The sequence below is a fragment of the Streptomyces sp. NPDC090022 genome, assembly GCF_044748145.1.
GTDB lineage: Bacteria > Actinomycetota > Actinomycetes > Streptomycetales > Streptomycetaceae > Streptomyces.
Genome location: NZ_JBIVFN010000034.1, coordinates 38,723 through 64,539, shown reverse-complemented (window position 1 = coordinate 64,539; position 25,817 = coordinate 38,723). Strand labels below are relative to the sequence as shown.

Sequence of the window (25,817 nt, the reverse complement as noted above, 5' to 3'; positions counted from 1 at the left end):
GCGCCCACGTCTTGTTGGCGTAAAGATGCGGGACCTACCGTCCCTGCATGCTGACCTTCCTCGGCTTCGCCATGATCGGGACCTTCCTGGTCCTGATCATGATGAAGAAAATGTCGCCCATCGCGGCGCTCGTCCTCATTCCCGCGCTCTTCTGCGTCGTCGCCGGACAGGGCGCGCAGCTGGGCGACTACGTCATCGACGGCGTCGGCAAACTCGCGCCGACCGCCGCGATGCTCATGTTCGCCATCGTCTACTTCGGTGTGATGATCGACGTCGGCCTGTTCGACCCGATCGTCCGGGGCATCCTGCGGTTCTGCAAGGCTGACCCGATGCGCGTCGTGGTCGGCACCGCGGTGCTCGCCGCGATCGTCTCGCTCGACGGCGACGGCTCCACCACCTTCATGATCACGGTGTCGGCCATGTATCCGCTCTACAAGCGCCTGGGCCTGAGCCTGGTGGTGATGACGGGCGTCGCCGCCACCGCCAACGGCGTCATGAACACCCTGCCCTGGGGCGGCCCCACCGCCCGCGCCGCCTCCGCGCTGGGGCTGGACGCGGGCGAGATCTTCGTGCCGATGATCCCGGCCCTCGCGGTCGGCCTGCTCTGCGTCTTCGTCCTTTCGTACGTTCTCGGCATCCGCGAGCGCCGCCGCCTCGGCACGCTGGCGCTGCCCGGTACGACGGAGACGGACGCCGTGACCGAGCCGGAGACGGTGTCCGTGGCGGCGGCTCCCGGCGGCGGCGCGTCCGGCAGCGGCCGTACCCCCGCCCGCCCGACCGGAGGCTCCGATACGACGGGCGCCGACGCCGACGCCGGGTCCGCCCCGGGCACCGGATCCGCCCCCGCCCCCGCCCCCGACGCCGACGCCGAGGACGGTTTCCAGGGCCTCGATCCCCACCGTGAGACCCTGCGCCCCAAGCTCTACTGGTTCAACGCGGGCCTCACCCTCGCCCTGCTCACCGCGATGATCACCGAGCTGCTCCCCATCCCGGTGCTCTTCCTGCTCGGAGCCGCCCTCGCCCTCACCGTCAACTTCCCCCACATGCCCGACCAGAAGGCCCGCATCGCCGCCCACGCCGACAACGTCCTCAACGTCGCCGGCATGGTCTTCGCCGCCGCCGTCTTCACCGGCGTCCTCACCGGCACCGGCATGGTCAAGCACATGGCCGACTGGCTGGTGGCCGCCGTACCCGAGGGAATGGGCCCGCACATGGCCCTGGTCACCGGCCTGCTCAGCCTGCCGCTCACGTACTTCATGTCCAACGACGGCTTCTACTTCGGCGTCCTGCCGGTCCTCGCCGAGGCCGGCGCCGCCCACGGCGTCTCCCCGGTGGAGATCGCCCGCGCCTCCCTGGTCGGCCAGGCCCTGCACATGTCCAGCCCGCTCGTCCCGGCCGTCTACGTGCTCGTCGGGATGGCGAAGGTCGAGTTCGGCGACCACACCCGCTTCACCGTGAAGTGGGCCGCGCTCACCTCCCTCGTGGTCCTGGCCGCGGGGATGCTTTTCGGCATCATCTGAGGCGTCCGGGGCCGGCGGACCGAAAACTACCGACGCTCGTTTGTAAGGTGTCGGCGGAGGTCCACGCGTTCGTGCTCGGGAGGAATGCCATGATGGTCCACGACGGGATGTACATCGACGGCGCATGGCGGCCCGCCGCCGGCCGCGAGCGGATCGATGTGCTGAACCCGGCCGACGAGCAGGTCATCGCCGGTGTCCCGGCCGGTACCGCCGACGACGTGGACGCGGCGGTACGGGCCGCCCGCGCCGCCTTCCCCGGCTGGGCCGCGACCCCGCCGGCCGAGCGGGCGGCGCTGATCGGCGCGGTGCGCGACGTACTGGTGGCCCGCAAGGGCGAGTTCGCCGAGGTCATCACCGCCGAGCTGGGCTCCCCGCGCGGCTTCTCGGAGAAGATCCATGTCGGCGCCCCGGTCGCGGTGGCCTCCACGTACGCCGACCTGGCGGCGACGTACGGGTTCGAGGAGCGGCTCGGCAACTCCACCGTGCTCATGGAGCCGGTCGGCGTGGTCGGGGCGATCACGCCCTGGAACTACCCGCTGCACCAGATCGTTGCCAAGGTGGCACCCGCTCTCGCCGCCGGGTGCACCGTCGTCCTCAAGCCCGCCGAGGACACCCCGCTGACCGCGCAGCTCTTCGCCGAGGCCGTGCACGAGGCGGGCGTCCCGGCCGGTGTCTTCAACCTGGTGACCGGCACGGGCCCGGTCGCCGGGCAGGCGCTGGCCGCCCACCCGGAGGTGGACCTGGTGTCCTTCACCGGATCCACCGCCGTCGGCAAGCTGATCGGCGCCACCGCCGGCGCCGCGATCAAGCGCGTCGCGCTGGAGCTGGGTGGCAAATCGGCCAATGTCATCCTGCCCGGGGCCGACCTGCCCAAGGCCGTCGCCACCGGTGTCGGCCACGTCATGAACAACGCCGGCCAGAGCTGCAACGCGCTGACCCGGATGCTCGTCCACCGCGACCAGTACGAGGAGGCCGTCGCGCTCGCCGCCGACGCCATGGCCGGATACCCGGTGGGCGACCCGCAGGCCGAGGACACCCGCCTCGGCCCGGTCGTCAGCGCCAAGCAGCGCGACCGCGTGCGCGGATACATCGAGAAGGGAGTCGAGGAGGGCGCGCGCCTGGTCGTCGGCGGCCCCGACGCACCGCGCGGCAACGGCTACTACATCGCCCCGACCCTCTTCGCCGACGTCACGCCCGAGATGACCATCGCCCAGGAGGAGATCTTCGGCCCGGTCCTGTCGATCCTGGCGTACGAGGACGAGGAGGACGCGGTACGGATCGCCAACGGCACCGTCTACGGTCTGGGCGGCGCGGTCTGGGCGGCGGACGAGGAGACGGCGGTCGCCTTCGCCCGCCGGATGGAGACGGGCCAGGTGGACATCAACGGCGGCCGGTTCAACCCGCTGGCGCCGTTCGGCGGCTACAAGCAGTCGGGCGTCGGCCGCGAGCTGGGCCCGCACGGCCTGGCGGAGTACCTCCAGACCAAGTCCCTGCAGTTCTGACCCCGGGCGGGGCGGCGGTGCGGCCGCCGTGCTGCACCCGCCCTCCGGCACCCGCCCCGCCCGCCGCCCCGCCGTCCGGCACCTGCCGCCCACCGTCCACCGCCGCCGTCCACCGCCCGCCGTTCAACAGACGAGAGAAACCACCATGGTCCGCGCCGCAGTCCTGCCCGCCGTGGGAGCCCCGCTCGAGATAGTGGACATCGTGCTGCCCGAGCCCGGTCCCGGCCAGGTCCGGGTCAAGCTCGCCGCCGCCGGGGTCTGCCACTCCGACCTCTCCCTCACCAACGGCACCATGAGGATTCCCGTACCCGCCGTCCTCGGCCACGAGGGCGCGGGTACCGTCCTCGCGGTCGGCGAGGGCGTCACCCACGTCGCCCCCGGGGACGGGGTCGTCCTCAACTGGGCCCCGTCCTGCGGGCGGTGCCACCACTGCGCGATGGGCGAGGTCTGGCTCTGCGCCCATGCCCTCACCGGTGTCGGCGCCGTACACGGCCACACCGCCGACGGCACCGAGCTGCACCCGGGGCTGAACGTGGCCGCGTTCGCCGAGGAGACCGTGGTGGCGGCCAACTGCGTGCTGCCCGCACCGGCCGGCGTCCCGCTCACCGAGGCCGCGCTGCTCGGCTGCGCCGTCCTCACCGGCTACGGCGCCGTCCACCACAGCGCCCGCGTCCGCTCCGGCGAGTCCGTCGCCGTCTTCGGCGTCGGCGGCGTGGGGCTGGCCGCCCTGCAGGCCGCCCGGATCGCCGGAGCCGGCCCGGTCGTCGCCGTGGACGTCTCGCCCGCCAAGGAGGAACTGGCCCGCGCGGCCGGCGCCACCGAGTTCGTCCTCGCCTCCGACACCACCACCAAGGAGATCCGGGCGCTGACCGGCGGCCAGGGCGCCGATGTCGCCGTCGAGTGCGTCGGCCGGGCCGCGACCATCCGTACCGCCTGGGAATCGACCCGGCGCGGCGGGCGCACGACGGTGGTCGGCATCGGCGGGAAGGAGCAGCAGGTCACGTTCCACGCCCTGGAGATCTTCCACTTCGCCCGCACCCTCACCGGCTGCGTCTACGGCAACAGCGATCCGGCCCGCGACCTCCCGGTCATCGCCGACCACGTCCGCGCCGGCCGTCTCGACCTGGGCGCCCTGGTCACCGACCGGATCGGCCTCGAGGGCATCCCGGCGGCCTTCGACGCGATGCTCGCGGGCAAGGGCGGCCGCTCCCTCGTCGTCTTCTAAGACTTGATCCGCAATTCACCAGAGGGTGAGCTGCGGACTGCACGCCGTGCGGGTGCCGGGCGCTCCAGCGCGGTCGCGCACGAGGCGCGGCTCATCTGGGGTTGCTCGGTCCCGCCGTTCGGCGGTTCGGTGAGCAGAGGTCACCCGCTGGCGGGGGACTGCCACGCGACCAGCACGCCGGGGCGTGTTCTGGCACGGTGTGGTTGACTCACTCAGCGCTTCTTCCAGCGCTACTTCCAGCGCTTGTGCGTACGTGATCTGTGCGTGCCGGGACGCGGTGGCGTCCAGGTACGCGGTCTTGGGGTCGTCTCCGTCGGCGAAGCGGACGAACGCGGCGAGGGCAGCGGACACGAGGTCGCGCTTGCCGACCAGCCCGCACGCGATGCACTTGTGCTCACGGTCCCGAAGCGACTTGTTCACGCGCTCGCCGCACAGGCAGTGCTGGGACAGGGCCGTGGACCAGGTGGAGGCCCGCACGAACCGACCGCCCGCTGCCTGGCACTCGATCTCCAGGGCCTTGACCAGCATCCCCGGTGTGGTCTGCGAGAGGCGCTTGCCCCACAGCCGGTACCAGGTGCGGATGTCGCAGTCCTCCACCACGAGCACCGGGCCGTGGGCGGCGACGGTCTCTCGTGCCACGGTACGGGCGCGGTGCCGCCGGTACTCGGCAGCGCTGGCAGCGGCTTCGGCCTGGCGGGCGCGCTGCTGCCGGTGGCAATTCGAGAGCCGGTCGCGGCGGAACGCCTGCTTCGGAACCCCGTCCGAGCGGGAGTCGCGGGCACCACCGGGCACGGGCCGAGCACGGCATCGCCCGCCTCAAGGACCACCAGGTCCTCCGCCAGCACCGCCGACGCGGCGACACGGTCAACGACACCACCCGGGCCGTGGCCGCGCTCCACACTATGAAGATCGACGCAGCATGAATGACGGATCAAGTCCTAGCGCCACGGCACGACCAGGCCACGGCACAGCTAGGCCGGGTCCGCCCCCGGGCCGCGCACTGCCGCGAACTGCAGGGCCAGGCCGTCCAGGAGGGCGGCCAGGCCCGTCTCGAACGCGCCCTCGTCCACCTCGCGGCGGCGTTCGGCCAGCAGGTGCGCCCGCCCCAGGTGGGGGTAGTCCGCCGGGTCGTAGGCGGAGGCGTCGTCCACGAAGCCCTGGGCGAAGGAGCCGACCGCCGAGCCCAGGATGAAGTAGCGCATCAGGGCGCCGATGCGGGTGGCGTGCGCCGCGGGCCAGCCCGCCGCCGTCATCCCGCCGAACACTGCGTCGGCCACCCGCAGTCCGGCCGGCCGGCGCCCCGGCCCGCGCGCGAGCACCGGCACGAGGTGGGGGTGGTCCGCCAGCGCGTCACGGTAGGAGTGCGCCCAGTCGTGCAGCGCCGTGCGCCAGTCACGCGGGTCGCCCTCCTCGAACATGGACAGGTCCACGCGGGCGCTCACCGCGTCCGCGACCGCGTCCAGGATCTCGTCCTTCGTGCGGAAGTGGTTGTAGAGCGACGGTCCGCTGACCCCGAGCGCGGCCGCCAGCCGCCGCGTCGACAGCGCTTCCAGACCCTCCGCGTCCACCAGCGCGCCCGCCGCGGCGACGATCCGGTCCCGGCTGAGGAGGGGCTTGCGCGGTCTGGCCATGCGCCACATAGTAGGGCCTGCCCACTGAAAACTACCGCCGCTCATTTATTGGCTGAGACCCGTCGAGGGGTGGTCGTGAACCTGGAGCTCACGCCGGAGCAGACCGCGGTACGCCGGCTCGCCCGCGACTTCGTCGAGCGCGAGGTCCTGCCGTACGCCGCCGCCTGGGACCGCGCCGAGAGCGTGGACCGGGCCATCGTCGGGAAGCTCGGCGCGCTCGGCTTCCTCGGGCTGACCGTCCCCGAGGAGTACGGCGGCAGCGGCGGCGACCATCTCGCGTACGTCCTGGTCACCGAGGAGCTCGGGCGCGGCGATTCCGCCGTGCGCGGCATCGTCTCCGTCTCGCTCGGCCTGGTCGCCAAGACGATCGCGGCCTGGGGGAGCGAGGCCCAGAAGCAGGCCTGGCTGCCCCGGCTGTGCTCCGGCGAGGCCCTCGGCTGCTTCGGCCTGACCGAGCCCGGCACCGGTTCCGACGCCGCCGCCCTGACCACCCGCGCGACGCCCGTCGGCGCCGATTCCGCCGCCGGTCCGGAGGCCGCCGACGGCTATGTGATCAACGGCAGCAAGATGTTCATCACCAACGGCACCTGGGCCGACGTCGTCCTCCTCTTCGCCCGCACCGGCGACGAGCCCGGCCACCGCGGTGTCTCCGCCTTCCTCGTGCCCACCGACACCCCCGGCCTGACCCGCCGTGAGATCCACGGCAAGCTCGGCCTGCGCGGCCAGGCCACCGCCGAACTGGTCCTCCAGGACGTACGGGTACCGGCCTCCGCGCTGCTCGGCCCGGCCGGCAAGGGTTTCTCGGTGGCCATGTCGGCGCTGGCCAAGGGCCGGATGTCGGTCGCCGCGGGCTGCGTCGGCATCGCGCAGGCGGCCCTGGACGCGGCCGTCTCCTACGCCACCGAACGCGAGCAGTTCGGCCGGACGATCGCCCACCACCAGCTGGTCCAGGAGCTCATCGCCGACATCTCCGTGGACGTCGACGCGGCCCGTCTGCTGACCTGGCGGGTCGCCGACCTCATCGACCGCGGGCAGCCCTTCGCCACCGAGTCCGCCACCGCCAAGCTCTTCGCCTCCGAGGCGGCCGTCCGCGCGGCGAGCAACGCCCTCCAGGTGCACGGCGGTTACGGCTACATCGACGAGTACCCGGCGGGCAAGCTGCTGCGCGACGCCCGCGTGATGACCCTCTACGAGGGCACCAGCCAGATCCAGAAGCTGCTCATCGGCCGCGCCCGCACCGGGGTTTCGGCCTTCTGACCCGCCTGAGTCCGGCTCGGGCCGCTCCGGGCCGAGTGCCGCAGGTGAGTACCCGGCTGAGTAGCTGTACGGATGTGGCGCGGGCCACAGGGGCGGATTCTGTGGCCATGAATGAGACACCGGTCAAGCAGCAGAACACGGCGGCGTACTACGGCCAGGCCATCGCCTCCTTCGGTATCGCGCTCGCCGCCGTGGCCATCGGGATCTGGAACCTGGACGCGGACGCCTGGGTGCGCGCCTTCCTCGGCATCGCGGTCCTCTACCTGACCACCGCCGCCTTCACCCTCGCCAAGGTGATCCGCGACCGCCAGGAGGTCGGCCAGATCGTCAGCCGCGTCGACCAGGCCCGGATGGAGAAGATCATGGCGGACTACGACCCCTTCCAGCCGAAGGTCTGAACGCCTAAGCGCTTGCTCACCCTCCGGTAAGGTGGCACCTCACACATGGTGGAAAGGGTGGGCGACGATGGACAGCGCGGAGGAGACCGCGGGGCGGCCCGACGAGTACGTGCCGTGGTCGGAGGTCACCCCCGACGCGGCCCGGCGGCTGCTGATCGCCGCCGTCGAGGCCTTCGCCGAGCGCGGGTACCACGCCACCACCACGCGTGACATCGCGGGCCGCGCCGGCATGAGCCCGGCCGCGCTCTACATCCACTACAAGACCAAGGAAGAGCTGCTCCACCGGATCAGCCGGATCGGCCACGACAAGGCCCTGGAGATCCTGACCACCGCGGCCGACGGCCCCGGCACCGCCGCCGACCGGCTCGACGCCGCCGTGCGGTCCTTCGTACGGTGGCACGCCGCCCACCACACCACCGCCCGGGTGGTCCAGTACGAGCTCGACGCTCTCGGTCCGGAGCACCGCTCCGAAATCATCGAGCTGCGCCGCCTGAGCGACGCCGCGGTACGCCGGATCCTCGCCGACGGCGTCCGGGCGGGCGAGTTCGACGTACCCGACGTGCCCGGGACCACCCTCGCCGTGCTCTCGCTCTGCATCGACGTGGCCCGCTGGTTCAACGTGGCCGGCCGGCGCACCCCCGACGAGGTCGGCGCGCTCTACGCCGACCTCGTGCTCCGCATGGTCGGGGCCGGCCGGCGGCCGTAGCCCCGGGCGCCGCGAAGAAGGCGCCGCGAAAAAGGCGCCGCGTCAGAAGTAGTAACGCGAGACCGTCTCCGCCACGCACACCGGCTTGTCGCCGCCCTCCCGCTCGACGGTCACGGTCGCGGCCACCTGCACGCCCTCGCCGACTTCCGTCACCGCCGTGATCACGGCACGGGCCCGCAGCCGCGAGCCGACCGGCACCGGCGCCGGGAAGCGCACCTTGTCCGTGCCGTAGTTGATGCCCATCCGCATGCCCTCGACCCGCATCACCTGCGGTACCAGGCTCGGCAGCAGCGACAACGTCAGGTACCCGTGGGCGATGGTCGCGCCGAACGGCCCCGAGGCGGCCCGCTCCGGATCCACGTGGATCCACTGGTGGTCGCCGGTCGCGTCGGCGAAGAGGTCGATCCGCTTCTGGTCGACCTCCAGCCAGTCGCTGGGCCCCAGGGGTTCGCCGGTCCCGGCGCGCAGTTCCCCGGCGGATGTGAAGATCCTCGGCTCGGCCATGCCCTACCCTCTCGCACTGCGTCCACGGACTCGGAACAAGCGCTTGCTCAGCGCACAGCATGGGTGGCGCACCCGCCCCTGTCAACGGAGCCGCGGCCCGCCCACTAGGCTCGGCCGGGTGCCGCAGATTCCCGAGAAGATCCACGAACTCACCGTCGGTCAGCTGTCCGCGCGCAGCGGAGCCGCGGTCTCCGCCCTCCACTTCTACGAGGCCAAGGGCCTGATCAGCAGCCGCCGCACCGCAGGGAACCAGCGCCGCTACAGCCGTGACGCGCTGCGCCGGGTGGCCTTCGTGCGCGCCGCCCAGCGCGTGGGCATCCCGCTGGCCACGATCCGCGAGGCCCTCTCCCAACTGCCCGAGGAACGCACCCCCAACCGCGAGGACTGGGCCCGCCTCTCCGAGAACTGGCGGGCCGTGCTCGACGAGCGCATCCAGCAACTGGGCCGTCTGCGCGACCACTTGACCGACTGCATCGGCTGCGGCTGCCTTTCGCTGGAGACGTGTGTGCTCTCCAACCCCGACGACGTCTTCGGCGAGCGCCTCACCGGCTCCCGTCTGTGGCCCGGCAAGCCCTGAGAGCCCGCCCTCCGAGCAACACTGCGGCCGCCGCCACCAGTTCCTCGTTGGACCGGGCCGGCCGCCCGTCCGGCAGCAGCAGTACGTCGCCCAGCCCCACCCGGACGCCACCGCCCCACCGGGCCGCCGCCTCCAGCACCGGCCAGGCGGCGGCGTCCCGCCCGTACGCCAGCACCCCGCCCGGCGGCAGCCGGTACAGCTCGCCCGGGCCCGGCGCCGGCCCGGCGGAGCGCAGCTCGACCACCAGCCGCACCGCACGACCGCCCGGACCCGGACCCCGACCCGGACCCGGACCCCGACCCGGACCCGGACCCCGACCCGGATCCGCGTCCAGGCCCGGATCCGCGTCCAGGCCCAGTACGGCGTCCACCGCGGCGCCGATCGCCCCGCCGCCCGCCGGGACCAGCGCGTCCACCGCCACGCCCCGCTCCAGCAGCGCCGACATCAGCTCCGCCGCGCCGGGCCGGCCGGTGTCGACCACCGCCCGGTCCGGCAGTACGGTCCACGACCGCACCCGCTCGACCCGCCCGGCCGGATCCGGCTCGCCGGCCACGCTCGCGCACACCGCGAGCGGTACCGGGACGCTCGCCCGCAGGGCCTCCAGCACCGGCCCGACCACCCGGGGCGAGAGGCTCTCGCGCCCGCACGGGGTCCGCGGGTGCACCAGCACCTCCGTGGCCCCCGCCGCCACCGACCGCACCGCCGACTCCACCAGCGCGTCCGGTGACATCGGCACGGCCGCGCCGTCCGCCGCCGTCCGCGAGCCGTTGAGCGAGACCTGGAGCACCGGGACCCGCCGCCTCACGCGGCCCTGACCTCCGTGACCGCCGGGCGCGGCACCACGATGCCGCACCCCGCGCACACCGGCCCGTCCCACGGCCCGTGCGTCCCCGGCGGCGTGGGCCGCGGCGGCCGGCCCGCCGCCGTACCGAACGGGGCCGCCCCCGGCCCCCGCCCGTGCCGCCCGTCCGCCGGCCAGCGCAGTTCCTCCTCGCCGCAGACCGGGCAGCCCGTCCCCGGCTCCGACTCCAGCGCCTTCACCAGCCGCCGCAGCACCTCGCCCAGCGTCCCGTCCGGCCGTACGCCCGGGTCCGCGCAGCGCACCACCGCCTCGCCGCCCCACGCCCACTCCGGCCGGCGCAGCCCGTCGTGCTTCTCCCGGCGGCGCCGCTCGGCGAACTGCCGCTCGTACGCCAGCCAGACCGCCCGCGCCTCCTCCAGTTCCTCCAGCGCCGCCACCAGCCGCTGCGGGTCGGCGGCCCGGTCCTCCGGTGCGATACCGTGCCGGTCGCACAGGTGCCACCAGGTCGCCCGATGCCCGTAGGGAGCGAATCTCTCCAGGCAGCGGCGCAGCGAATGGCGCCGCAACGCGCGGTCGTTGCCCGCATCGCGCACCTGACACGCCAGACTCCGGAAACCCGCCATCACCCCTGCACCTCCGTCCGCGGCGGCCGATGTGCCCACCATGCCCGGCCGGGTGCGGGCGCATGCGGGGGCGGTCGAGGCGTGCGGGTGGCACATGGCCGGAAGTCAGCGCCCCAGCCGTCCCGCGGACACCACCACCCGGGCCAGTTCCTCGTGGCAGATGTCGCTGTGCGCCCCCGAGGGAGCCCCGCCGCGGCGGACCACGGAACCCGCGTCCACGCTGACGCAGCCGCCCTGGGGCAGGCCCCCGCCCAGGGCGCCGTCGAGGGTCAGCCGGGGCGCCCCGGGCACCGCCCGGACCCCGCCGTGACCGATCGCGCCCCACCGGGCGTCGAACCCGGCGAGTCCGGCCGAATCCCCTGCCATCCGGGAGGCCAGGGGATAGAAGACCTTCAGGGCGGTGTCGTGGTCGGAGTGGCAGGCGACCACCGGGCCGGCGACCCGGCGCTGCAGCCCGCGCAGCCCCCCGCCGCGGCCGTGGTCGTGCGGCAGCCGCTCGGCGAACGCGTAGTGGGAGAAGGCCCCCTGGAGCAGGGTCAGCGACCTCACGAAGTCCCAGCCGTCGGGCACCGCGCGCAGCGCGTACGCCACCACGCGGGCCCCGAAGCTGTGCCCGATCAGGTGCACCCGCAGCTCCGGGCGGCTGCGCGCGATGTCCACCAGGGCCGGGCCGAGACCGCGTTCGCCGACCACCCCGGCGCGCTTCTTCATCTGGTAGTACGTGGCCTGCCGCAGGACTTCCTTGCCGCCGTTCCACAGCCGGCGCAGCCCCCCGCCCACCGACAGGGCCTGCCCGCCGCCACCGGCCGCCCCGCCACCGGCCGCCCCGCCGCCGGCCTCCTCGCCGAGCGCACCCAGCGCGCCCGTCTCGGCGAGGGCGTCGGTGAAGGCCCGGCACACCTCCAGGACGTCCAGGGTGAACAGGGCCGGCACCTCGTCGGCCGCCACCGCCGGCACCGACGCGGTCGCCACCACCTCCACCCCGGCCAGTTCGCGCACGAGCGCCCCGAACTCGACGAAGGCCGCCTCCGACTCCGGCCGGAGCTCCAGCAGTTCGGCGACCCGGTCCAGCTCGGCCCGCCGGCCCGGCCAGAACGCCTCCAGGGCCCGCCGGGTGGCGGGGTCCAGCGCGGCGCCGTAGCCGGGCTCGCCGAGCGCCGCGCCCACCGCCTCGAAGTCGGGGATCGGCTCGTCGGAGAACCGCATCGCCGGCCACACCACACCCACGTAGCCCAGCCGTATCCCCGGTCGTACGAGTCCCGGGAAGGGGGCGAAGAAGCGGTCGTAGAGCCGGGTCGCCGTCGACCGGTCGCTGTTCCAGCCGTGCGAGAAGACCAGCAGGTCGGTGGCGTCCAGCCCGGCCACCGCGTCCCGGGTGGGCCCGGACACGTCCCCTTCCGCGTCGATGGTCAGCTCCGCGTACGGTCCCACGCCCACACCCGACATGACGTCCCCCTTCGCCCCATGCCGCGCCGCCCGGCACCGGTCGCCGGTACCGGTCGCCGGCACCGCGTCCTCGCGCGGGACGCGCGCGGCCCTCGGGCGGTCCCCGGGCGGTCCTCGCGCGGTCCTCGCGCCGTCCTCACGTGTAGAGGAGATACCGCTCCCGGACCGCCGCGAACCGCGCGAGTCCCGCCGACCAGTCACCCACGATCTCCTCCACCCCGGCGCCCGCGTCCACCAGCCGCCGCACCCGGTCGGAGCCGGTCAGCTTGTCGATCCAGTGGTCCGCGCGCCAGGCGAAGCCGGACCATGACCGCCGCGCGGTCACCAGCAGCCCGATACCGGCCCGCACCGGGTCGAAGACCTCCCGGTCGTGCACCAGCACCCGCACCCCGCCGCAGGTCCTGCCGGTGAACTTCGAGAACGTGGGCGTGAAGTACGCCTCGCGGAACCACACGCCGGGCAGCTCCAGGGCGGCGGCCGCCTCCGCCCACCGGCGGTCGATCCCCTCGGCGCCGACCACCTCGAAGGGGGTGGTCGTGCCCCGCCCCTCGGACAGGTTCGTGCCCTCGAACAGGCAGGTACCGGCGTACGCGAGGGCGGTGTCCGGGGTCGGCACGTTCGGGCTCGGCGGCACCCAGGGCAGCCCGGTCGCCCCGAAGAAGGACTCCCGCCGCCACCCGTCCAGCGCGACGGTGCGCAGCCGCGCGGGGGCCGCCGCCAGGAACTCCCCGTTGAAGAGCCGGGCCAGTTCCGCCGCCGTCATCCCGTGCGCGAGCGCGATCGGTTCCCGGCCGACGAAGCTCGCGTACGCCGGCTCCAGCACCGGCCCCGCGGCCCGCCGGCCGCCCACCGGGTTGGGGCGGTCGAGCACCACGACCGTCAGGTCCGCGAGAGCGGCGGCGCGCATGACGTCGTACAGCGTCCAGACGTACGTGTAGAAGCGGGCCCCGACGTCCTGGATGTCGAACACCACGGTGTCGATCCCGGCCGCCGTGAACAGCTGGGCCAGCGCGCTGCCGCTCTTGCCGTAGGTGTCGTACACCGGCAGTCCGGTCGCCGGGTCCGTGGACCGCCCCTCGGAGCCGCCGGCCTGCGCGGTGCCGCGGAAGCCGTGCTCCGGCCCGAACACCGCGCGCAGGTCCACGCGGTCGTCGGCGTGCAGGACGTCGACGAGGTGGCGGGCGTCGGCCGTGACGCCGGTGGGGTTCGTGACGACGCCGACCCGGGCTCCGGCGAGCAGGGCGTACCCGTCGGCGGCGAGCCGCTCGAACCCCGTGCGCACCCGGCCGCCGGGACGCGGCGCGGCGCCCGCGCCCGCCCCGGCGCCGGTCGCACCGGCCAGCACCGCCGCACCCGAAGCCCCCGACAACAGCAGCCCCCGTCGCGACAGCCGCGATTCGCTCATCCCGTCACGCTAGGCCTCCGCACCCTTCCGCACCGACATACCGACTGGTTAGTCTGCCCCTGTTTCCCGACCCCGCCACGAAAGGTGGACCCAGTGGACGCGTACCAGGGCAAGCGAGTTGTCGTCACCGGCGCGGGCGGCGGGATCGGCGCCGCCCTCGCCCACCGCTTCGCCGCCGAGGGCGCCACCGTGGTGGTCAACGACCTCGATCCCGGCAGGGCCGCGGCCGTCGCCGACGCGATCGGCGCGAGCGCGGTGTCCGTGCCCGGCGACGCGTCGGCGATCGTGGAGCAGGCCCGCGAGGCGCTCGGCGGCACCGTCGACATCTACTGCGCGAACGCCGGACTCGGTGCGGGCGGCGACGAGTCCGCCGACGAGGCCGTGTGGGAAGCGGCCTGGCAGACGAACGTCATGGCGCACGTGCGGGCGGCGCGGGCGCTGCTGCCGCACTGGCTGGAGCGGGGCGGCGGCCGCTTCGTGTCCACCGTCTCGGCCGCCGGGCTGCTGACCATGATCGGAGCCGCCCCGTACAGTGTCACCAAGCACGGCGCGCTCGCCTTCGCCGAGTGGCTCTCGCTGACCTACCGCCACCGGGGCATCGAGGTCCACGCCATCTGTCCGCAGGGAGTCCGCACCGACATGCTCACCGCCACCGGGTCGGCCGGCGAGCTCGTGCTCGTCCCGACCGCCATCGCCCCGGAGGACGTCGCGGACGCGCTCTTCGCCGGTATGGCCGAGGGCCGCTTCCTGATCCTCCCGCACCCCGAGGTCGCCGGCTACTACAGCCACCGCGCGACGGACCCCGACCGCTGGCTGACGGGGATGAACCACCTCCAGCAGACCTGGGAAAAGGCGTGACCGCACCCCCCGGCCCAGCCCCCGCCGCGTCCCCGTACGCCGCCATGCCGTGGCTGCGGCTGCTCAGCCCCGCCCAGCGGGCGCCCGTCGATCCGCCGGCCGGTGTGCTGCACGCCTTCCGGGACGCCGTCCGCCGGGCGCCGCGGCGTACGGCGCTCGCGTACTTCGACGGGCGGATCGACTACGCCGAGGCGGACGTTCTGTCCGACTCCGTCGCCGGACACCTCGCGGCGCAGGGCGTCGGCCCCGGCGACCGGGTGGCCGTCATGCTCCAGAACACCCCGCACTTCGTGCTCGCCGTCCTGGCCGCCTGGAAGGCGGGCGCGATCGTGGTCCCGCTCAACCCGATGTACAAGGCGGGCGAGGTCGCGCACATCCTCGGGGACAGCGGCGCGGCCGCGCTGGTCTGCGAGTCCGGGGCCTGGGAGGGATACGTCGCCGGGGCCACCGCCGGTACGGCCGTCCGCACCGTCCTGACCACCGACGACCGCGACTTCCAGACCCGCGACGACCCCCGCGTCTTCCCCGGTCGCCCGGCGCCCGCGGTGCCGGAGGCGGGCCCGGCCGGGTCAGCGCACCCGGGTACCGCGGTGCCCGCCGGGCAGCCGACCCCCGCCGCGACGTCCGCGACGCCCGTGCCGTCCGCCGCCCAGGGCTTCGCCCCCGCCGCCCAGCGCTTCGCCCCCGTCCCCGAGGACTTCGCCACCGTCGCCCGGCGCGGCCACCCGGGTTCCGGCCCGGACCGTGCGACAGGGCCCGCCGCAGGCGACACCGCGCTCATCAGCTACACCTCCGGCACCAGCGGCACCCCCAAGGGCGCCATGAACCCGCACGGCGCCCTCACCTACAACGCCGTCCGCCAGGTGACCGGGCATCCGATACCCGAGGGCGGCACCTACTTCGCCCTCGCCCCGCTGTTCCACATCACCGGCATGGTCTGCGAGCTCGCCGCCTGCTTCGTCAACGCCGGCACCCTCGCCCTCGCCCACCGCTTCGACGCCGGCGTCGTCCTCGACGCCTTCCTCGAACACCGGCCGGCCTACACCGTCGGCCCGGCCACCGCCTTCATGGCGCTCGCCGCCCACCCCGGCGTCAGCCGCGAGCACTTCGCCTCCTTCCGGATCGTCTCCTCCGGCGGCGCCCCGCTCCCGCCCGCCCTCGTCGACCGGCTCGACGCCGCGTTCGGCTTCCACCTCCGCAACGGCTACGGCCTCACCGAGACCACCGCCGCCTGCGCCTCCGTACCCGCCCACCGCGCCGCCCCCGTCGACACGGCCACCGGCACCCTCTCCGTCGGGGTCCCCGGCGCGCAGACGGTCGTCCGTATCGTCGACGCGCGCGGCCACGAGCTGCCCCTGGGCGAGACCGGCGAGATCCTGGTCCGCGGTCCCCAGCTCGCCACCGGCTACTGGGGGCGGCCGCACGCCACCGCAGAGGCCTTCCCCGGCGGCGAGCTGCGCACCGGCGACGTCGGTTTCATGGACGCGGACGGCTGGCTGTACGTCGTCGACCGCAAGAAGGACATGATCAACGCCTCCGGCTTCAAGGTCTGGCCGCGCGAGGTCGAGGACGTCCTCTACACCCACCCCGCCGTGCGCGAGGCCGCCGTCGTCGGGGTCCCCGACCCCTACCGCGGGGAGACCGTCAAGGCGTACGTCAGCCTGCGCCCCGGGGCCGCCGCCGAGCCCGCCGAGATCGCCGCGTACTGCGCCGCGCGCGTGGCCGCGTACAAGTACCCGCGCCAGGTCGAGATCCTGCCTGTCCTTCCGAAGACGACGAGTGGCAAGATCCTGCGACGAGAACTGCGTGAGCGCGGCTGAAAATGTTCGTAGGAAAGGGGAGGGCCATGGGGTCCAGGACCACGGAGCCCGCAGAGGGCATGGACACGCCCGTACCGCAGCGGCTGCTCGCCGTCGCCACCCGGCTCTTCGCCGAGCGCGGGTACGACCGCACGTCCGTCCAGGAGATCGTCGAGGCGGCCGGTGTCACCAAGGGCGCGCTCTACCACTACTTCGGCTCGAAGGACGACCTGCTGCACGAGGTGTACGCCCGCATGCTGCGCCTCCAGCAGCAGCGCCTGGACGCGGTGGCCGATTCCGACGCCCCCGTCGAGGAGCGGCTGCGCGCGGCGGCCGCCGACGTCGTCGTCACCACCATCGAGAACCTCGACGACGCGATGATCTTCTTCCGGTCGATGCACCAGCTGAGCCCGGAGAAGTACAAGCAGGTACGGGCCGAGCGGCGCCGCTACCACGAGCGGTTCCGGGCCCTGATCGAGGAGGGCCAGCAGTCCGGCGTGTTCTCCACCGCCACCCCGGCCGATCTGGTCGTGGACTACCACTTCGGTTCCGTGCACCACCTGTCCACCTGGTACCGCACGGACGGCCCGCTCACCCCGCAGCAGGTCGCCGACCACCTCGCCGACCTCCTGCTGCGCGCGCTGCGCCCCTGAGCCGCCGCTTCCGCAGACCCGGGGCGGCCCCCTCCCGGAGACCCGGGGCGGCCCCCTTCCGGAGACCCGGGGCGGCCCCCTTCCGGAAACCCGGCGGGCCCCCCGCCGCGCCCCTGGCGGGGGCGGGCGGAGGGCCGGCCGTCGGGAAGGCTCCCCGTTCCCCCTGCTACGGGGCGACCTTCAGCAGTTTGTTCGCCGTGCCCGGCGAAGGGTTGCTCACCGCACCCGTGGTCGCCGCCGACGTCAGCGCCGCGGCCGTCTGCGCCGGGGTCGCGGTCGGCTGCCCGGACAGGAAGAGCGCCGCGGCGCCCGCCACGTGCGGGGCGGCCATGGAGGTGCCGGATATCGTCTTCGTGGCGGTGTCGCTGTCCTTCCAAGCCGAGGTGATGTCCGAGCCCGGGGCGTACAGGTCCACCACGGCACCGAAGTTGGAGAACGAGGACTGCTTGTCGTCGATGGTGCTCGACGCCACGGTGAGCGCCTCACGGACCCGGGAGGGGGAGCCCTGCCCGGCGTCGCTCGACTCGTTGCCCGCCGCGAGGGAGAAGGTGACGCCCGAGGCGATGGCCCGGCGCACCGCCTCGTCGAGCGCCTCGTCCGCGCCGCCGCCCAGGCTCATGTTGGCCACCGACGGCCCGCTGTGGTTCTGGGTGACCCAGTCGATGCCGGCGACCACCTGCTCGGTGGTGCCGGAGCCGTTGTCGTCCAGCACCCGCACCGCCACCACCTTGGCCTTCTTGGCGACGCCGTGCGCGGTGCCCGCGACGGTGCCGGCCACATGCGTGCCGTGGCCGTTGCCGTCGTCGGCGACGGCGTCGTTGTCGATGGCGTCGAAGCCGTGGCTGGCGCGGCCGCCGAAGTCCTTGTGGGTGATGCGGACGCCGGTGTCGATGACGTACGTGGTCACCCCCTCGCCGGCCTTGTCCGGGAAGGTGTACTTCTTGTCGCCCGCGGTCGGGGTCTGGTCGATCCGGTCCAGGCCCCAGGAGGGCGGGTTGGGCTGGGTGGTGTTGATCGTGAACTTCTTGTTCTGGACGACCTTGCCGACGGCCGGGTCCGCGGCGAGCCGCTTGGCCTCCTTCTCGGTCATACCCGAGGCCGAGAAGCCGTTGACCCCGGATCCGTAGGTGCGGCTCAGCTCGCCGCCGTACTTGCGGGCGAGCGCTTCCTTGTTCGCGGATGCGTCGAGGATGACGACGTAACTGCCGCTGATCGCGCCGGGGGCGCCGAGGCCGTACACCGTGCCCTCGGCCGGTGCGGAAGCACCGGCCCAGGGGGTGACGACCAGGGTCGCGACGGTGGCCGCTGCGGCTCCCGTGGCGAGAGCGGCGTAACGAAAACCGCGCGAACGCTTGTGAGTTGCCATGAAGAGGGTTCTCCTCGTGTTGACGTGTGGGGCGTCAAACTTCTGGAAAACCCTGTTCCGATTGACAGGCGCAAATCAAGATCTCCCCGGCCCTTCGGGGATGTTCAACAAGGTTTCTGAAACGGTCCCCCGCATCGCCTCCACATCGCACACGGGTTCCACCGAACCTCTTTACGAATCCATCACATTCACGCGCCTGCCGTGAACCGCTTCAACTCCCGCCGCGCGAGCGACCGTTGGTGCACCTCGTCCGGACCGTCCGCCAGCCGCAGGGTCCGCGCCGCCGCCCACAGCTCGGCCAGCGGGAAATCCTGGCTGACCCCGCCCGCGCCGTGCAGCTGCACCGCGTCGTCCAGGATCCGCACCACGGCCCGCGGGGTGGCGATCTTGATGGCCTGGATCTCGGTGTGCGCGCCCCGGTTGCCCACCGTGTCCATGAGCCAGGCCGTCTTCAGCACCAGCAGCCGCAGCTGCTCCACGGTCACCCGGGCGTCCGCGATCCAGTTCTGTACGACGCCCTGCGCGGCCAGCGGCTTGCCGAAGGCCGTCCGCTCCACCGCCCGCCGGCACATCAGCTCGATCGCGCGCTCCGCCATGCCGATCAGCCGCATGCAGTGGTGGATCCGGCCCGGCCCCAGCCGGGCCTGGGCGATGGCGAAGCCCGACCCCTCCTCGCCGATCAGGTGCGAGGCGGGCACCCGGACCCCGTCGAAGACGACCTCCGCGTGGCCGCCGTGGTCGTGGTCCTCGTAGCCGTAGACCGTCATCGCCCGGCGCACGTGCACGCCCGGCGTGTCGCGCGGCACCAGGATCATCGACTGCTGGCGGCGCGGATCGGCGCCCTCCGGGTCGGTCTTGCCCATCACGATGAACACCGCGCAGTCGGGGTTCATCGCCCCGGAGATGAACCACTTGCGGCCCGTCACCACGTACGCGTCGCCGTCCCGCTCGATCCGGGTCTCGACGTTCGTCGCGTCCGAGGACGCCACGTCCGGCTCGGTCATGGCGAAGGCCGAGCGGATCTCCCCGGCCAGCAGCGGCCGGAGCCACTGCTTGTGCTGTGCCTCGTCGCCGAACTGGGCCAGCAGCTCCATGTTCCCGGTGTCCGGGGCCGCGCAGTTGGTGGCCATCGGCGCCAGGTGGGGGCTGCGGCCGGTGATCTCGGCCAGCGGCGCGTACTGCAGATTGGTCAGCCCGGCACCGTACTCGGCATCGGGCAGGAAGAGGTTCCACAGTCCCTGCCGGCGGGCCTCGGCCTTCAGCTCCCCGAACACCGCCGGGGTGTCCCACGGGGAGGCCGATGCGGCCCGCTGCGCGGCCGCCACCGCCTCCGCCGGGTAGACGTGCTCGTCCATGAACGCCAGCAGCCGCTCGCGCAGTTCCTCGGTCCGGGCGTCGAATGCGAAATCCATGCTGATCGGCTCCTCAGCCTTCCTGGAGGGTGGACAGACCGTGCTCGATGAAGACCGGGACCAGCTCGCCGATCCGGTCGAAACCCGCCCCGACGGTCTGGCCGAGCGTCCAGCGGTAGTGGATGCCTTCGAGGATCACCGCGAGCTTGAACCACGCGAAGGCCGTGTACCAGGCGATCGCCCCGGTGTCCCGGCCCGATCCGGCGGCGTACCGCTCGATCAGCTCGGCGGGGGAGGGGTGCCCGGGCGCGCCGCTCGTCGTGCTCACCGGCGACTCGGTCAGGCCCAGGTCCGCGCTGTACATCACCAGCAGCCCGAGGTCGGTGAGCGGATCGCCGAGCGTGGACATCTCCCAGTCCAGCACCGCCCGGATCCGGTCGTCCGGCCCGCCGATCAGTACGTTGTCCAGGCGGAAGTCGCCGTGCACCACCGCCGGCGCGGGCGAGGCGGGCAGCGCCCGGCCCAGCGCCCCGTGCAGTTCGTCGATCCCGGCCAGCTCGCGGCCGCGGGAAGCCGCCAGCTGCTTGCCCCAGCGGCGCAGCTGCCGGTCCAGGAAGCCCTCGGGGCGCCCGAAGTCGGCCAGGCCGACCTCCGCCGGGTCCACCGCGTGCAGCGCCACCAGGGTGTCGACCAGGCCCAGGACGGCCCGCCGGGTGCGCTCGGGTCCGATCGCGGCGAGCTGACCGGCGGTGCGGTAGGGCACCCCGTCGACGAACTCCATCACGTAGAACGGGGCGCCGAGCACCGCCTCGTCCTCGCACAGCAGCAGCGGCTCCGGCACCGGTACCGCCGTGCCGTGCAGCGCCGCGATCACCCGGTGCTCGCGGCGCATGTCGTGCGCCGTGGCCAGCACGTGCCCCAGCGGGGGCCGGCGCACCACCCAGCGGCCGGCACCGTCGGTGATCTCGTAGGTGAGGTTCGACCGGCCTCCCTCGATCAGCCGGCCGCTCAGCGCCCCGGCCACCAGGCCCGGCCGGACGCGGTCGAGATGGCCGCGCAGCCGCTCCAGATCAAGGCCTCGGGGGTCGGCTGAGGTCATGGTGCGCACCTCCGTACGGAGTTGACGACGAGTGTCCGCGCCCATCATGCCGACCAGTCGGTATGTCGTCCAGGGTGCGGGCCGGATCCGCGCGCCGATCCGGCCCACCCCCTCACGCGTGGCACAGGATCGGCGCACCGCCGTTCATCACCGTCATGTCCTTCAATACGGCCAGGATGTCCAGCGGCGCCCCCTCCGGGCGCCCCTGAAGCTCCGCGTACGCCCGGTGCAGGTTGGCCACCAGCCGCTCGCTCTCCCGCCACCGCCCGAACTCGCCCGGATCGGCCCGGCGCGCGGTCTCCAGCGGCGTCAGCCCCTCGGCCCGGCCCTCCCGCGCCAGCTCGCCGACCCACGTCAGGTACCGCTCCGTCGCGTCGTACGCCTCCGGGCCGGTCAGCGGCCCGTGCCCCGGTACGACGGTCTCCGCGTCCAGGGAGCGCAGCACCCGCAGCGCCCGCAGCGAGCCGGCCAGCGAGCCCATCGCCAGGAACGGCGTGCCCCCGGCGAAGACCAGGTCCCCGGTGAACACGACCCGCTGCCGCGGCAGCCACACGACCGAGTCGCCGGTGGTGTGCGCGACGCCCGGGTGGATGACCTGTACCTCCGTCTCCCCGACGTGCAGCGTCAGCCGCTCGCTGTACGTCAGGTCCGGGGCGGTGATCTCTATGGCGCCGAAGTCGGTCTCCGGCCAGATCATCTCCAGCTGGTGCCCGGCGGCCAGCTGTTCGGCGCGGGCGTTGTCGTGGCCGACGACCAGTGCCCCGGGCGTGAACACGCCGTTGCCGTAGGTGTGGTCGCCGTGGTGGTGGGTGTTGACCACCGTGCGCGGCAGCGGGGCCCCGGCCGCCGTGATCGCGTCGCGCAGCGCGAGGGCGCGGCGCTCGGTGGCGGCGGTGTCGACGAGGAGGGTCCGGCCGCCGTCCGTCACGAAGCCGGCGTTGTTCAGGCACCAGCCGCCGTCGGGCTGGACGTAGGCGTGCACCCCGGCGGCGGGCTCGACGAGATAGGGCCGGTCGGCGGTCATGTGCGTTCTCCCCGGGTCGCGTTGGCGTGCGGGCAGCATCCTGCCAGCCGCCGGGCGGCCCGGGGAGGGGGAGCGGGGGGTTGCGGGGGGTTGCGGGACGGGCGGGGTCAGTGGTCGTCGTAGTGGCCGTCGTGCTGCGCGTGCCGGTGGCCGTCGTGCTGCGCGTGCCGGTGGCCGTCGTGCAGGTAGTCCAGGTGGTCGCCGTGCGCCACCGCGTCGTGCCCGCAGCCCTCGCCGTGCACGTGCGCGTGCCCGTCGTGGGCGACGTGCCCCGCGGGCTCGCACTCGTCCCAGTGCCCCGCGTGCTGCCGGTGCAGGTGGCCGCCGTGCGCGTAGTCGACGTGGTCGCCGTGGTCGACCTCGGTGTGACCGCAGCCGGGGCCGTGCGCGTGCTCGTGCGTGGGGTGTTCGTGGTGCAGGGTCGTCATGGGTCCGAGGCTGGTGCGGAGGGGGTGGTATCGCACGTTAGTGACCCATATGCTCCCTTCGGGAGGGTCAGCGTCACCGGCAAGACCGACCATCGCACCAGCGGTTCAGATGATGAGCGCCAGCGCGAACAGCGCCAGCGCCAGCACGCACGCCACCGCCGCGAACCCCGCCCGCGGTGCCAGCGCCGGCGGCCGCGCGGCGGCCAGTTCCCGGATCCGCCGGTGCGCCACGCCCAGGAACGCCAGCCACAGCAGCACGATCACCGCCGTGGCCACCACCTCCAGCCGGCCCTGCGACCCGTGCACCGCCTGCCGTACCGCCAGCACGGCCGTGATCGCGCAGGTCAGCGTCGTACGCCGCCACGCCAGCCGGGTCCGCTCCGGCTGCAGGCCGGGGTCGCGCGGATCCTGCCCGTCGAGGTCCCGCGGGCCGCCGGGATCCCGCGTACCGGCCGCCGCGCTCATTGCCCCGTCGTCCAGCCCATCAGCACGACCACCACCATCGCCAGCGCCACCAGCCCCACACCCAGGCTCAGCACCACCGGGAACCGTGACAGGGGCAGGTCCTCGCCGCGCCGCATCGCCCGCTCGCAGCGCACCCAGTGGTTCACCGCCCGCAGCGCGCACGCGGCGCCCACCGCCAGCAGCGCCAGCGCCATCCCGACCCGTACGCCCCACCGCAGGTCCGGCAGGAACTGGTCCACCGCGAAACCGCCGCCCACCAGCGCCAGCGCGGTGCGGATCCACGCCAGGAACGTCCGCTCGTTGGCGAGCGAGAACCGGTAGTCGGGAGTCTCGCCCTCCTCCCGTAGCCGCTGCGGCGCGAACCACAGGCGCACGTCTTTGACGAAGTCGATCACACGCGCAATCTACGCGCCGGCCGCCCGGAACGCCCGCAGCCTCCGGTACGCCTCCAGTCCGTCCGGCACCCACGCCCAGGTGCCCGCCGCCACCCGCGCCCGCACCTCCTCCTCCGGCAGGAAGGCGTACCAGTCCACCTCCGCCTCCTGCGGCGCCACCGGCAGCGTGCAGCGCACCTCGTGGACGTACGACCACCAGGCCCCGCCCTCGCCCTCGTACAGGAACTTCAGCAGCGGCGCCGGCTGCGGCAGTCCGGACACCCCCAGCTCCTCCTCGGCCTCGCGCAGCGCGGCCTGCGCGTAGCTCTCGCCCGCCCCCAGCACCCCGCCCACGAACATGTCGTAGTGGGACGGGAAGACCAGCTTGGACGCGGTCCGGCGGTGCACGAAGATCCGCCCCTCCGCATCCCTGGCCTGCACGAACACGCACCGGTGGAGCAGCCCCCGCGCGTACACCTCGCCGCGCGGCGCCCGCCCGACCACCCGGTCGTCGCGGTCCACCACGTCCAGGATCTCGTCGGCAGCGCTCATCAGGACCATCCCTCCACCCAGGTGTTGACTGGTTACCGTCGCGTAGCCAGGATTCGTCCCACCACGGACGACAGGACGGAACTCGACTCATGGTGTACGACGCTGACGTGATCGTGATCGGTGCCGGGCTCGCGGGCCTGGCGGCCATCGCCGAGCTCGTCGACGCGGGCCGCAAGGTCATCCTGCTCGACCAGGAACCGGAGCAGTCGATCGGCGGGCAGGCCCACTGGTCCTTCGGCGGCCTGTTCTTCGTGAACTCGCCCGAGCAGCGCCGGATGCGGATCAGGGACAGCCATGAACTCGCCCTCCAGGACTGGCTCGGCACCGCCGGCTTCGACCGCGACGAGGACGCCTGGCCGCGCCGCTGGGCCGAGGCGTACGTCGACTTCGCCGCCGGCGAGAAGCGGTCCTGGCTGCACGCGCAGGGCGTCCGCTTCTTCCCCGTCGTCGGCTGGGCCGAGCGCGGCGGCTACGACGCGACCGGCCACGGGAACTCCGTACCCCGCTTCCACATCACCTGGGGCACCGGGCCGGGCCTGGTGGAGCCCTTCGAACGGCGGGTGCGGGCCGGGGTGGCGCGCGGCCTGGTCGATCTGAGGTTCCGGCACCGGGTCACGGGCCTGGCCCGTACCGGCGGCGACCTGGACACGGTCACCGGCGAGATCCTGGCGCCCTCCGACGCCGGACGCGGCGCGGCCAGCGGCCGCGAGGCCACCGGCGCGTTCACGCTCCGCGCCCAGGCCGTGATCGTCACCTCCGGCGGCATCGGCGGCAACCACGACCTGGTCCGCAAGCAGTGGCCGGCCCGGCTCGGCACCCCGCCCGAGCGCATGCTCTGCGGCGTCCCGGCCCACGTGGACGGTCTGATGCTGGGCATCGCCGAAGCCGCCGGCGCCAGCCACATCAACCGCGACCGCATGTGGCACTACACCGAGGGCATCGAGAACTGGAACCCCATCTGGGCCCGGCACGGCATCCGTATCCTGCCCGGCCCGTCCTCGCTCTGGCTGGACGCCACCGGCAAGCGGCTGCCCGTACCGCTCTTCCCCGGCTTCGACACCCTCGGCACCCTCGACCACATCATGAAGACCGGGTACGACCACACCTGGTTCGTCCTCAACCGGCGCATCATCGGCAAGGAGTTCGGCCTCTCCGGCTCCGAGCAGAACCCCGACCTCACCGGCAAGTCGGTCCGGGGCGTCATCGACCGCGCCCGCCAGGCGGTGCCCGGCCCCGTCCAGGCGTTCATGGACCGCGGAGCCGACTTCATCGTCGAACGCGAGCTGTCCGCGCTGGTGCGCCGGATGAACGAGCTCACCAAGGAACCGCTGATCGACGAGGCCGACCTGCGCCGCCAGATCACCGCCCGCGACCGCGAGATCGCCAACCCCTTCAGCAAGGACCTCCAGGTCACGGCCATCCACGGCGCCCGCAGGTACCTCGGCGACAAGCTGATCCGCACCGCCGCCCCGCACCGCGTCCTCGACCCCGCGGCGGGCCCGCTGATCGCCGTCCGGCTCTCCATCCTCACCCGCAAGTCCCTGGGCGGCCTGGAGACCGACCTCTCCTCGCGCGTGCTGACCCCCTCCGGTGAACCGCTGCCCGGTCTGTACGCCGCCGGCGAGGCCGCCGGCTTCGGGGGCGGCGGCGTCCACGGCTACCGGGCCCTGGAGGGCACCTTCCTCGGCGGCTGTCTCTTCTCGGGCCGCGCGGCGGGCCGCGCCGCGGCGGCGGCCGTGAGCTGATTCCGGCCCAGCGGCCCCCTTTCGACCCCACACGATTCGGCCAGCGCCGCGTCCTGCTTCCCGCCGCCGTGCGGGCCGGTACGGGCCGGCAGGCCGCCGTACCCCCGCGGCCCGCCGCGGCGGCGCCGACGGGGTGCCGGTCCGGTCCGCGCGGCCCGCGGCGCACCTCCACGGGGGCGGCCGGGTACGTCCGCCACGGCCGCCGCGCGGCGCGGCGGGACGCGGCGGGGAGGCCGACGGCCCCGGTCGGGAGCGCGGTACGCGTCGCCCGGCGGGTCCGCGGGCGCCGCGCCCGCCCACCGGCCGCACCGGGCCGCGCGGGGGCCGCACCCGCTTGTGCGCGGCGGTGCCCGCCCGCCCGTTCCCGCCGGGGCGTCGCGCGGGCGCGGCGGACGCCGCCGGACGGACCGGAACAAGCACCCCAACTCACTCGGACATCGCAGCAGTTGAAACCCGCCACCGAGCAGTTCAGGCCTTGACGCGGAGCTGTGCGTACCGCTTTGCTG

26 protein-coding genes are annotated in these 25,817 nt (G+C 73.8%); 11 read left to right on the top strand and 15 right to left on the bottom strand.

All coding sequences use genetic code 11. The annotated features are described in order from the left end of the window. Nucleotides 1-47 precede the first annotated feature (47 nt). The 3 genes from ACIPXB_RS34465 to ACIPXB_RS34455 all read left to right on the top strand — a co-directional run bounded on the left by ACIPXB_RS34465 (nt 48) and on the right by ACIPXB_RS34455 (nt 4,247). Nucleotides 48-1,520 (top strand): CitMHS family transporter, encoded by a 1,473-nt coding sequence (locus ACIPXB_RS34465; RefSeq protein ID WP_401456490.1) that lies wholly within the window; start codon nt 48-50, stop codon nt 1,518-1,520. An 89-nt stretch (nt 1,521-1,609) separates the two neighbouring features. Beyond that, the gene (locus ACIPXB_RS34460; protein ID WP_401456488.1) at nt 1,610-3,022 is read left to right on the top strand and encodes an aldehyde dehydrogenase family protein; all 1,413 of its coding nucleotides are present in this window, start codon (nt 1,610-1,612) and stop codon (nt 3,020-3,022) included. Nucleotides 3,023-3,167: 145 nt separating this feature from the next. Continuing rightward, nucleotides 3,168-4,247 (top strand): Zn-dependent alcohol dehydrogenase, encoded by a 1,080-nt coding sequence (locus ACIPXB_RS34455; RefSeq protein ID WP_401456486.1) that lies wholly within the window; start codon nt 3,168-3,170, stop codon nt 4,245-4,247. 15 nt (nt 4,248-4,262) lie between these two features. On the opposite strand, the gene ACIPXB_RS34450 is transcribed toward ACIPXB_RS34455, so the two are convergent. After that, nucleotides 4,263-5,039, bottom strand: a complete 777-nt coding sequence (locus ACIPXB_RS34450) for a zinc ribbon domain-containing protein (RefSeq protein ID WP_401456485.1) — start codon at nt 5,037-5,039, stop codon at nt 4,263-4,265. Nucleotides 5,040-5,218: 179 nt separating this feature from the next. After that, the gene (locus ACIPXB_RS34445; RefSeq protein WP_401456483.1) at nt 5,219-5,887 is read right to left on the bottom strand and encodes a TetR/AcrR family transcriptional regulator; all 669 of its coding nucleotides are present in this window, start codon (nt 5,885-5,887) and stop codon (nt 5,219-5,221) included. A 66-nt stretch (nt 5,888-5,953) separates the two neighbouring features. Here ACIPXB_RS34445 and ACIPXB_RS34440 point away from each other — a divergent pair, with 66 nt between their 5' ends. The 3 genes from ACIPXB_RS34440 to ACIPXB_RS34430 all read left to right on the top strand — a co-directional run bounded on the left by ACIPXB_RS34440 (nt 5,954) and on the right by ACIPXB_RS34430 (nt 8,239). Then, nucleotides 5,954-7,135 (top strand): acyl-CoA dehydrogenase family protein, encoded by a 1,182-nt coding sequence (locus ACIPXB_RS34440; protein WP_401456482.1) that lies wholly within the window; start codon nt 5,954-5,956, stop codon nt 7,133-7,135. Nucleotides 7,136-7,242: 107 nt separating this feature from the next. Beyond that, nucleotides 7,243-7,533, top strand: coding sequence for a YiaA/YiaB family inner membrane protein (locus ACIPXB_RS34435; RefSeq protein ID WP_401456479.1), 291 nt, complete (start codon nt 7,243-7,245; stop codon nt 7,531-7,533). Between the two features lie 67 nt (nt 7,534-7,600). Next, nucleotides 7,601-8,239 carry a TetR/AcrR family transcriptional regulator gene (locus ACIPXB_RS34430; protein WP_401456477.1) on the top strand — a complete coding sequence of 213 codons (639 nt, stop codon included), beginning with the start codon at nt 7,601-7,603 and terminating at the stop codon, nt 8,237-8,239. A 42-nt stretch (nt 8,240-8,281) separates the two neighbouring features. Here the strand turns inward: ACIPXB_RS34430 and ACIPXB_RS34425 are convergent, their stop codons facing one another. Then, nucleotides 8,282-8,743: a MaoC family dehydratase gene (locus tag ACIPXB_RS34425; protein ID WP_401456475.1), complete on the bottom strand. Its 462-nt coding sequence runs from the start codon at nt 8,741-8,743 to the stop codon at nt 8,282-8,284. Nucleotides 8,744-8,861: 118 nt separating this feature from the next. Between ACIPXB_RS34425 and soxR the strand changes: the two genes are divergently transcribed. Beyond that, complete coding sequence (gene soxR / locus ACIPXB_RS34420; RefSeq protein ID WP_401456473.1) at nt 8,862-9,320, top strand: redox-sensitive transcriptional activator SoxR; 459 nt, start codon at nt 8,862-8,864, stop codon at nt 9,318-9,320. Here the strand turns inward: soxR and ACIPXB_RS34415 are convergent. The 4 genes from ACIPXB_RS34415 to ACIPXB_RS34400 form a co-directional block, all read right to left on the bottom strand. Next, on the bottom strand, nt 9,286-10,125 hold the full coding sequence (locus ACIPXB_RS34415; protein ID WP_401456471.1) for a 3-keto-5-aminohexanoate cleavage protein: 840 nt from the start codon (nt 10,123-10,125) through the stop codon (nt 9,286-9,288). The two genes, soxR and ACIPXB_RS34415, sit on opposite strands and share 35 nt — an antisense overlap. Further along, nucleotides 10,122-10,745, bottom strand: coding sequence for a hypothetical protein (locus ACIPXB_RS34410; RefSeq protein WP_401456470.1), 624 nt, complete (start codon nt 10,743-10,745; stop codon nt 10,122-10,124). Before ACIPXB_RS34410 ends, ACIPXB_RS34415 begins: the two co-directional genes overlap by 4 nt. Nucleotides 10,746-10,850: 105 nt before the next feature. Then, nucleotides 10,851-12,191 carry a serine-threonine protein kinase gene (locus tag ACIPXB_RS34405; RefSeq protein ID WP_401456469.1) on the bottom strand — a complete coding sequence of 447 codons (1,341 nt, stop codon included), beginning with the start codon at nt 12,189-12,191 and terminating at the stop codon, nt 10,851-10,853. A gap of 136 nt (nt 12,192-12,327) precedes the next feature. After that, nucleotides 12,328-13,596 (bottom strand): exo-beta-N-acetylmuramidase NamZ domain-containing protein, encoded by a 1,269-nt coding sequence (locus ACIPXB_RS34400; RefSeq protein ID WP_401456468.1) that lies wholly within the window; start codon nt 13,594-13,596, stop codon nt 12,328-12,330. A gap of 93 nt (nt 13,597-13,689) precedes the next feature. Between ACIPXB_RS34400 and ACIPXB_RS34395 the strand changes: the two genes are divergently transcribed. The 3 genes from ACIPXB_RS34395 to ACIPXB_RS34385 are packed head-to-tail and all read left to right on the top strand — an operon-like array spanning nt 13,690 to nt 16,906. Then, the gene (locus ACIPXB_RS34395; protein WP_401456467.1) at nt 13,690-14,454 is read left to right on the top strand and encodes an SDR family oxidoreductase; all 765 of its coding nucleotides are present in this window, start codon (nt 13,690-13,692) and stop codon (nt 14,452-14,454) included. Between the two features lie 44 nt (nt 14,455-14,498). Continuing rightward, complete coding sequence (locus tag ACIPXB_RS34390; protein ID WP_401456520.1) at nt 14,499-16,274, top strand: AMP-binding protein; 1,776 nt, start codon at nt 14,499-14,501, stop codon at nt 16,272-16,274. 26 nt (nt 16,275-16,300) lie between these two features. After that, nucleotides 16,301-16,906 carry a TetR/AcrR family transcriptional regulator gene (locus tag ACIPXB_RS34385; RefSeq protein WP_401456465.1) on the top strand — a complete coding sequence of 202 codons (606 nt, stop codon included), beginning with the start codon at nt 16,301-16,303 and terminating at the stop codon, nt 16,904-16,906. A 166-nt stretch (nt 16,907-17,072) separates the two neighbouring features. On the opposite strand, the gene ACIPXB_RS34380 is transcribed toward ACIPXB_RS34385, so the two are convergent. The 8 genes from ACIPXB_RS34380 to ACIPXB_RS34345 all read right to left on the bottom strand — a co-directional run bounded on the left by ACIPXB_RS34380 (nt 17,073) and on the right by ACIPXB_RS34345 (nt 23,566). Then, complete coding sequence (locus ACIPXB_RS34380) at nt 17,073-18,272, bottom strand: S8 family serine peptidase (protein WP_401456464.1); 1,200 nt, start codon at nt 18,270-18,272, stop codon at nt 17,073-17,075. 188 nt (nt 18,273-18,460) lie between these two features. Further along, nucleotides 18,461-19,684, bottom strand: coding sequence for an acyl-CoA dehydrogenase family protein (locus ACIPXB_RS34375; protein WP_401456461.1), 1,224 nt, complete (start codon nt 19,682-19,684; stop codon nt 18,461-18,463). A 13-nt stretch (nt 19,685-19,697) separates the two neighbouring features. Then, nucleotides 19,698-20,723: a phosphotransferase family protein gene (locus ACIPXB_RS34370; protein ID WP_401456458.1), complete on the bottom strand. Its 1,026-nt coding sequence runs from the start codon at nt 20,721-20,723 to the stop codon at nt 19,698-19,700. A 112-nt stretch (nt 20,724-20,835) separates the two neighbouring features. Next, nucleotides 20,836-21,747 (bottom strand): MBL fold metallo-hydrolase, encoded by a 912-nt coding sequence (locus tag ACIPXB_RS34365; protein WP_401456456.1) that lies wholly within the window; start codon nt 21,745-21,747, stop codon nt 20,836-20,838. Nucleotides 21,748-21,854: 107 nt separating this feature from the next. Continuing rightward, entirely contained in the window at nt 21,855-22,175 is a 321-nt protein-coding gene (locus tag ACIPXB_RS34360; RefSeq protein WP_401456453.1) for a hypothetical protein, read from the bottom strand. Between the two features lie 105 nt (nt 22,176-22,280). Further along, nucleotides 22,281-22,640 (bottom strand): DUF202 domain-containing protein, encoded by a 360-nt coding sequence (locus ACIPXB_RS34355; protein ID WP_401456451.1) that lies wholly within the window; start codon nt 22,638-22,640, stop codon nt 22,281-22,283. Further along, on the bottom strand, nt 22,637-23,035 hold the full coding sequence (locus ACIPXB_RS34350; RefSeq protein WP_401456448.1) for a YidH family protein: 399 nt from the start codon (nt 23,033-23,035) through the stop codon (nt 22,637-22,639). Before ACIPXB_RS34350 ends, ACIPXB_RS34355 begins: the two co-directional genes overlap by 4 nt. 9 nt (nt 23,036-23,044) lie before the next feature. Next, a complete protein-coding gene (locus tag ACIPXB_RS34345; RefSeq protein WP_401456445.1) occupies nt 23,045-23,566 on the bottom strand; it encodes an NUDIX hydrolase in 522 nt (173 codons plus the stop codon). An 89-nt stretch (nt 23,567-23,655) separates the two neighbouring features. Here ACIPXB_RS34345 and ACIPXB_RS34340 point away from each other — a divergent pair, with 89 nt between their 5' ends. Beyond that, the gene (locus tag ACIPXB_RS34340; protein WP_401456443.1) at nt 23,656-25,311 is read left to right on the top strand and encodes an FAD-binding dehydrogenase; all 1,656 of its coding nucleotides are present in this window, start codon (nt 23,656-23,658) and stop codon (nt 25,309-25,311) included. Nucleotides 25,312-25,817 lie beyond the last annotated feature (506 nt).

What these genes read in the sequence shown, in the direction of transcription:
- ACIPXB_RS34400 (WP_401456468.1), bottom strand. Translation starts at nt 13,596, where the DNA reads ATGAGCGAATCGCGGCTGTCGCGACGGGGGCTGCTGTTGTCGGGGGCT.
- ACIPXB_RS34430 (WP_401456477.1), top strand. Translation starts at nt 7,601, where the DNA reads ATGGACAGCGCGGAGGAGACCGCGGGGCGGCCCGACGAGTACGTGCCG.
- ACIPXB_RS34345 (WP_401456445.1), bottom strand. Translation starts at nt 23,566, where the DNA reads ATGAGCGCTGCCGACGAGATCCTGGACGTGGTGGACCGCGACGACCGG.
- ACIPXB_RS34390 (WP_401456520.1), top strand. Translation starts at nt 14,499, where the DNA reads ATGCCGTGGCTGCGGCTGCTCAGCCCCGCCCAGCGGGCGCCCGTCGAT.
- ACIPXB_RS34360 (WP_401456453.1), bottom strand. Translation starts at nt 22,175, where the DNA reads ATGACGACCCTGCACCACGAACACCCCACGCACGAGCACGCGCACGGC.
- ACIPXB_RS34445 (WP_401456483.1), bottom strand. Translation starts at nt 5,887, where the DNA reads ATGTGGCGCATGGCCAGACCGCGCAAGCCCCTCCTCAGCCGGGACCGG.
- ACIPXB_RS34425 (WP_401456475.1), bottom strand. Translation starts at nt 8,743, where the DNA reads ATGGCCGAGCCGAGGATCTTCACATCCGCCGGGGAACTGCGCGCCGGG.
- ACIPXB_RS34405 (WP_401456469.1), bottom strand. Translation starts at nt 12,191, where the DNA reads ATGTCGGGTGTGGGCGTGGGACCGTACGCGGAGCTGACCATCGACGCG.
- ACIPXB_RS34375 (WP_401456461.1), bottom strand. Translation starts at nt 19,684, where the DNA reads ATGGATTTCGCATTCGACGCCCGGACCGAGGAACTGCGCGAGCGGCTG.
- ACIPXB_RS34355 (WP_401456451.1), bottom strand. Translation starts at nt 22,640, where the DNA reads ATGAGCGCGGCGGCCGGTACGCGGGATCCCGGCGGCCCGCGGGACCTC.
- ACIPXB_RS34370 (WP_401456458.1), bottom strand. Translation starts at nt 20,723, where the DNA reads ATGACCTCAGCCGACCCCCGAGGCCTTGATCTGGAGCGGCTGCGCGGC.
- ACIPXB_RS34460 (WP_401456488.1), top strand. Translation starts at nt 1,610, where the DNA reads ATGATGGTCCACGACGGGATGTACATCGACGGCGCATGGCGGCCCGCC.
- ACIPXB_RS34385 (WP_401456465.1), top strand. Translation starts at nt 16,301, where the DNA reads ATGGGGTCCAGGACCACGGAGCCCGCAGAGGGCATGGACACGCCCGTA.
- ACIPXB_RS34365 (WP_401456456.1), bottom strand. Translation starts at nt 21,747, where the DNA reads ATGACCGCCGACCGGCCCTATCTCGTCGAGCCCGCCGCCGGGGTGCAC.
- ACIPXB_RS34340 (WP_401456443.1), top strand. Translation starts at nt 23,656, where the DNA reads ATGGTGTACGACGCTGACGTGATCGTGATCGGTGCCGGGCTCGCGGGC.
- ACIPXB_RS34380 (WP_401456464.1), bottom strand. Translation starts at nt 18,272, where the DNA reads ATGGCAACTCACAAGCGTTCGCGCGGTTTTCGTTACGCCGCTCTCGCC.
- ACIPXB_RS34465 (WP_401456490.1), top strand. Translation starts at nt 48, where the DNA reads ATGCTGACCTTCCTCGGCTTCGCCATGATCGGGACCTTCCTGGTCCTG.
- ACIPXB_RS34455 (WP_401456486.1), top strand. Translation starts at nt 3,168, where the DNA reads ATGGTCCGCGCCGCAGTCCTGCCCGCCGTGGGAGCCCCGCTCGAGATA.
- ACIPXB_RS34410 (WP_401456470.1), bottom strand. Translation starts at nt 10,745, where the DNA reads ATGGCGGGTTTCCGGAGTCTGGCGTGTCAGGTGCGCGATGCGGGCAAC.
- ACIPXB_RS34435 (WP_401456479.1), top strand. Translation starts at nt 7,243, where the DNA reads ATGAATGAGACACCGGTCAAGCAGCAGAACACGGCGGCGTACTACGGC.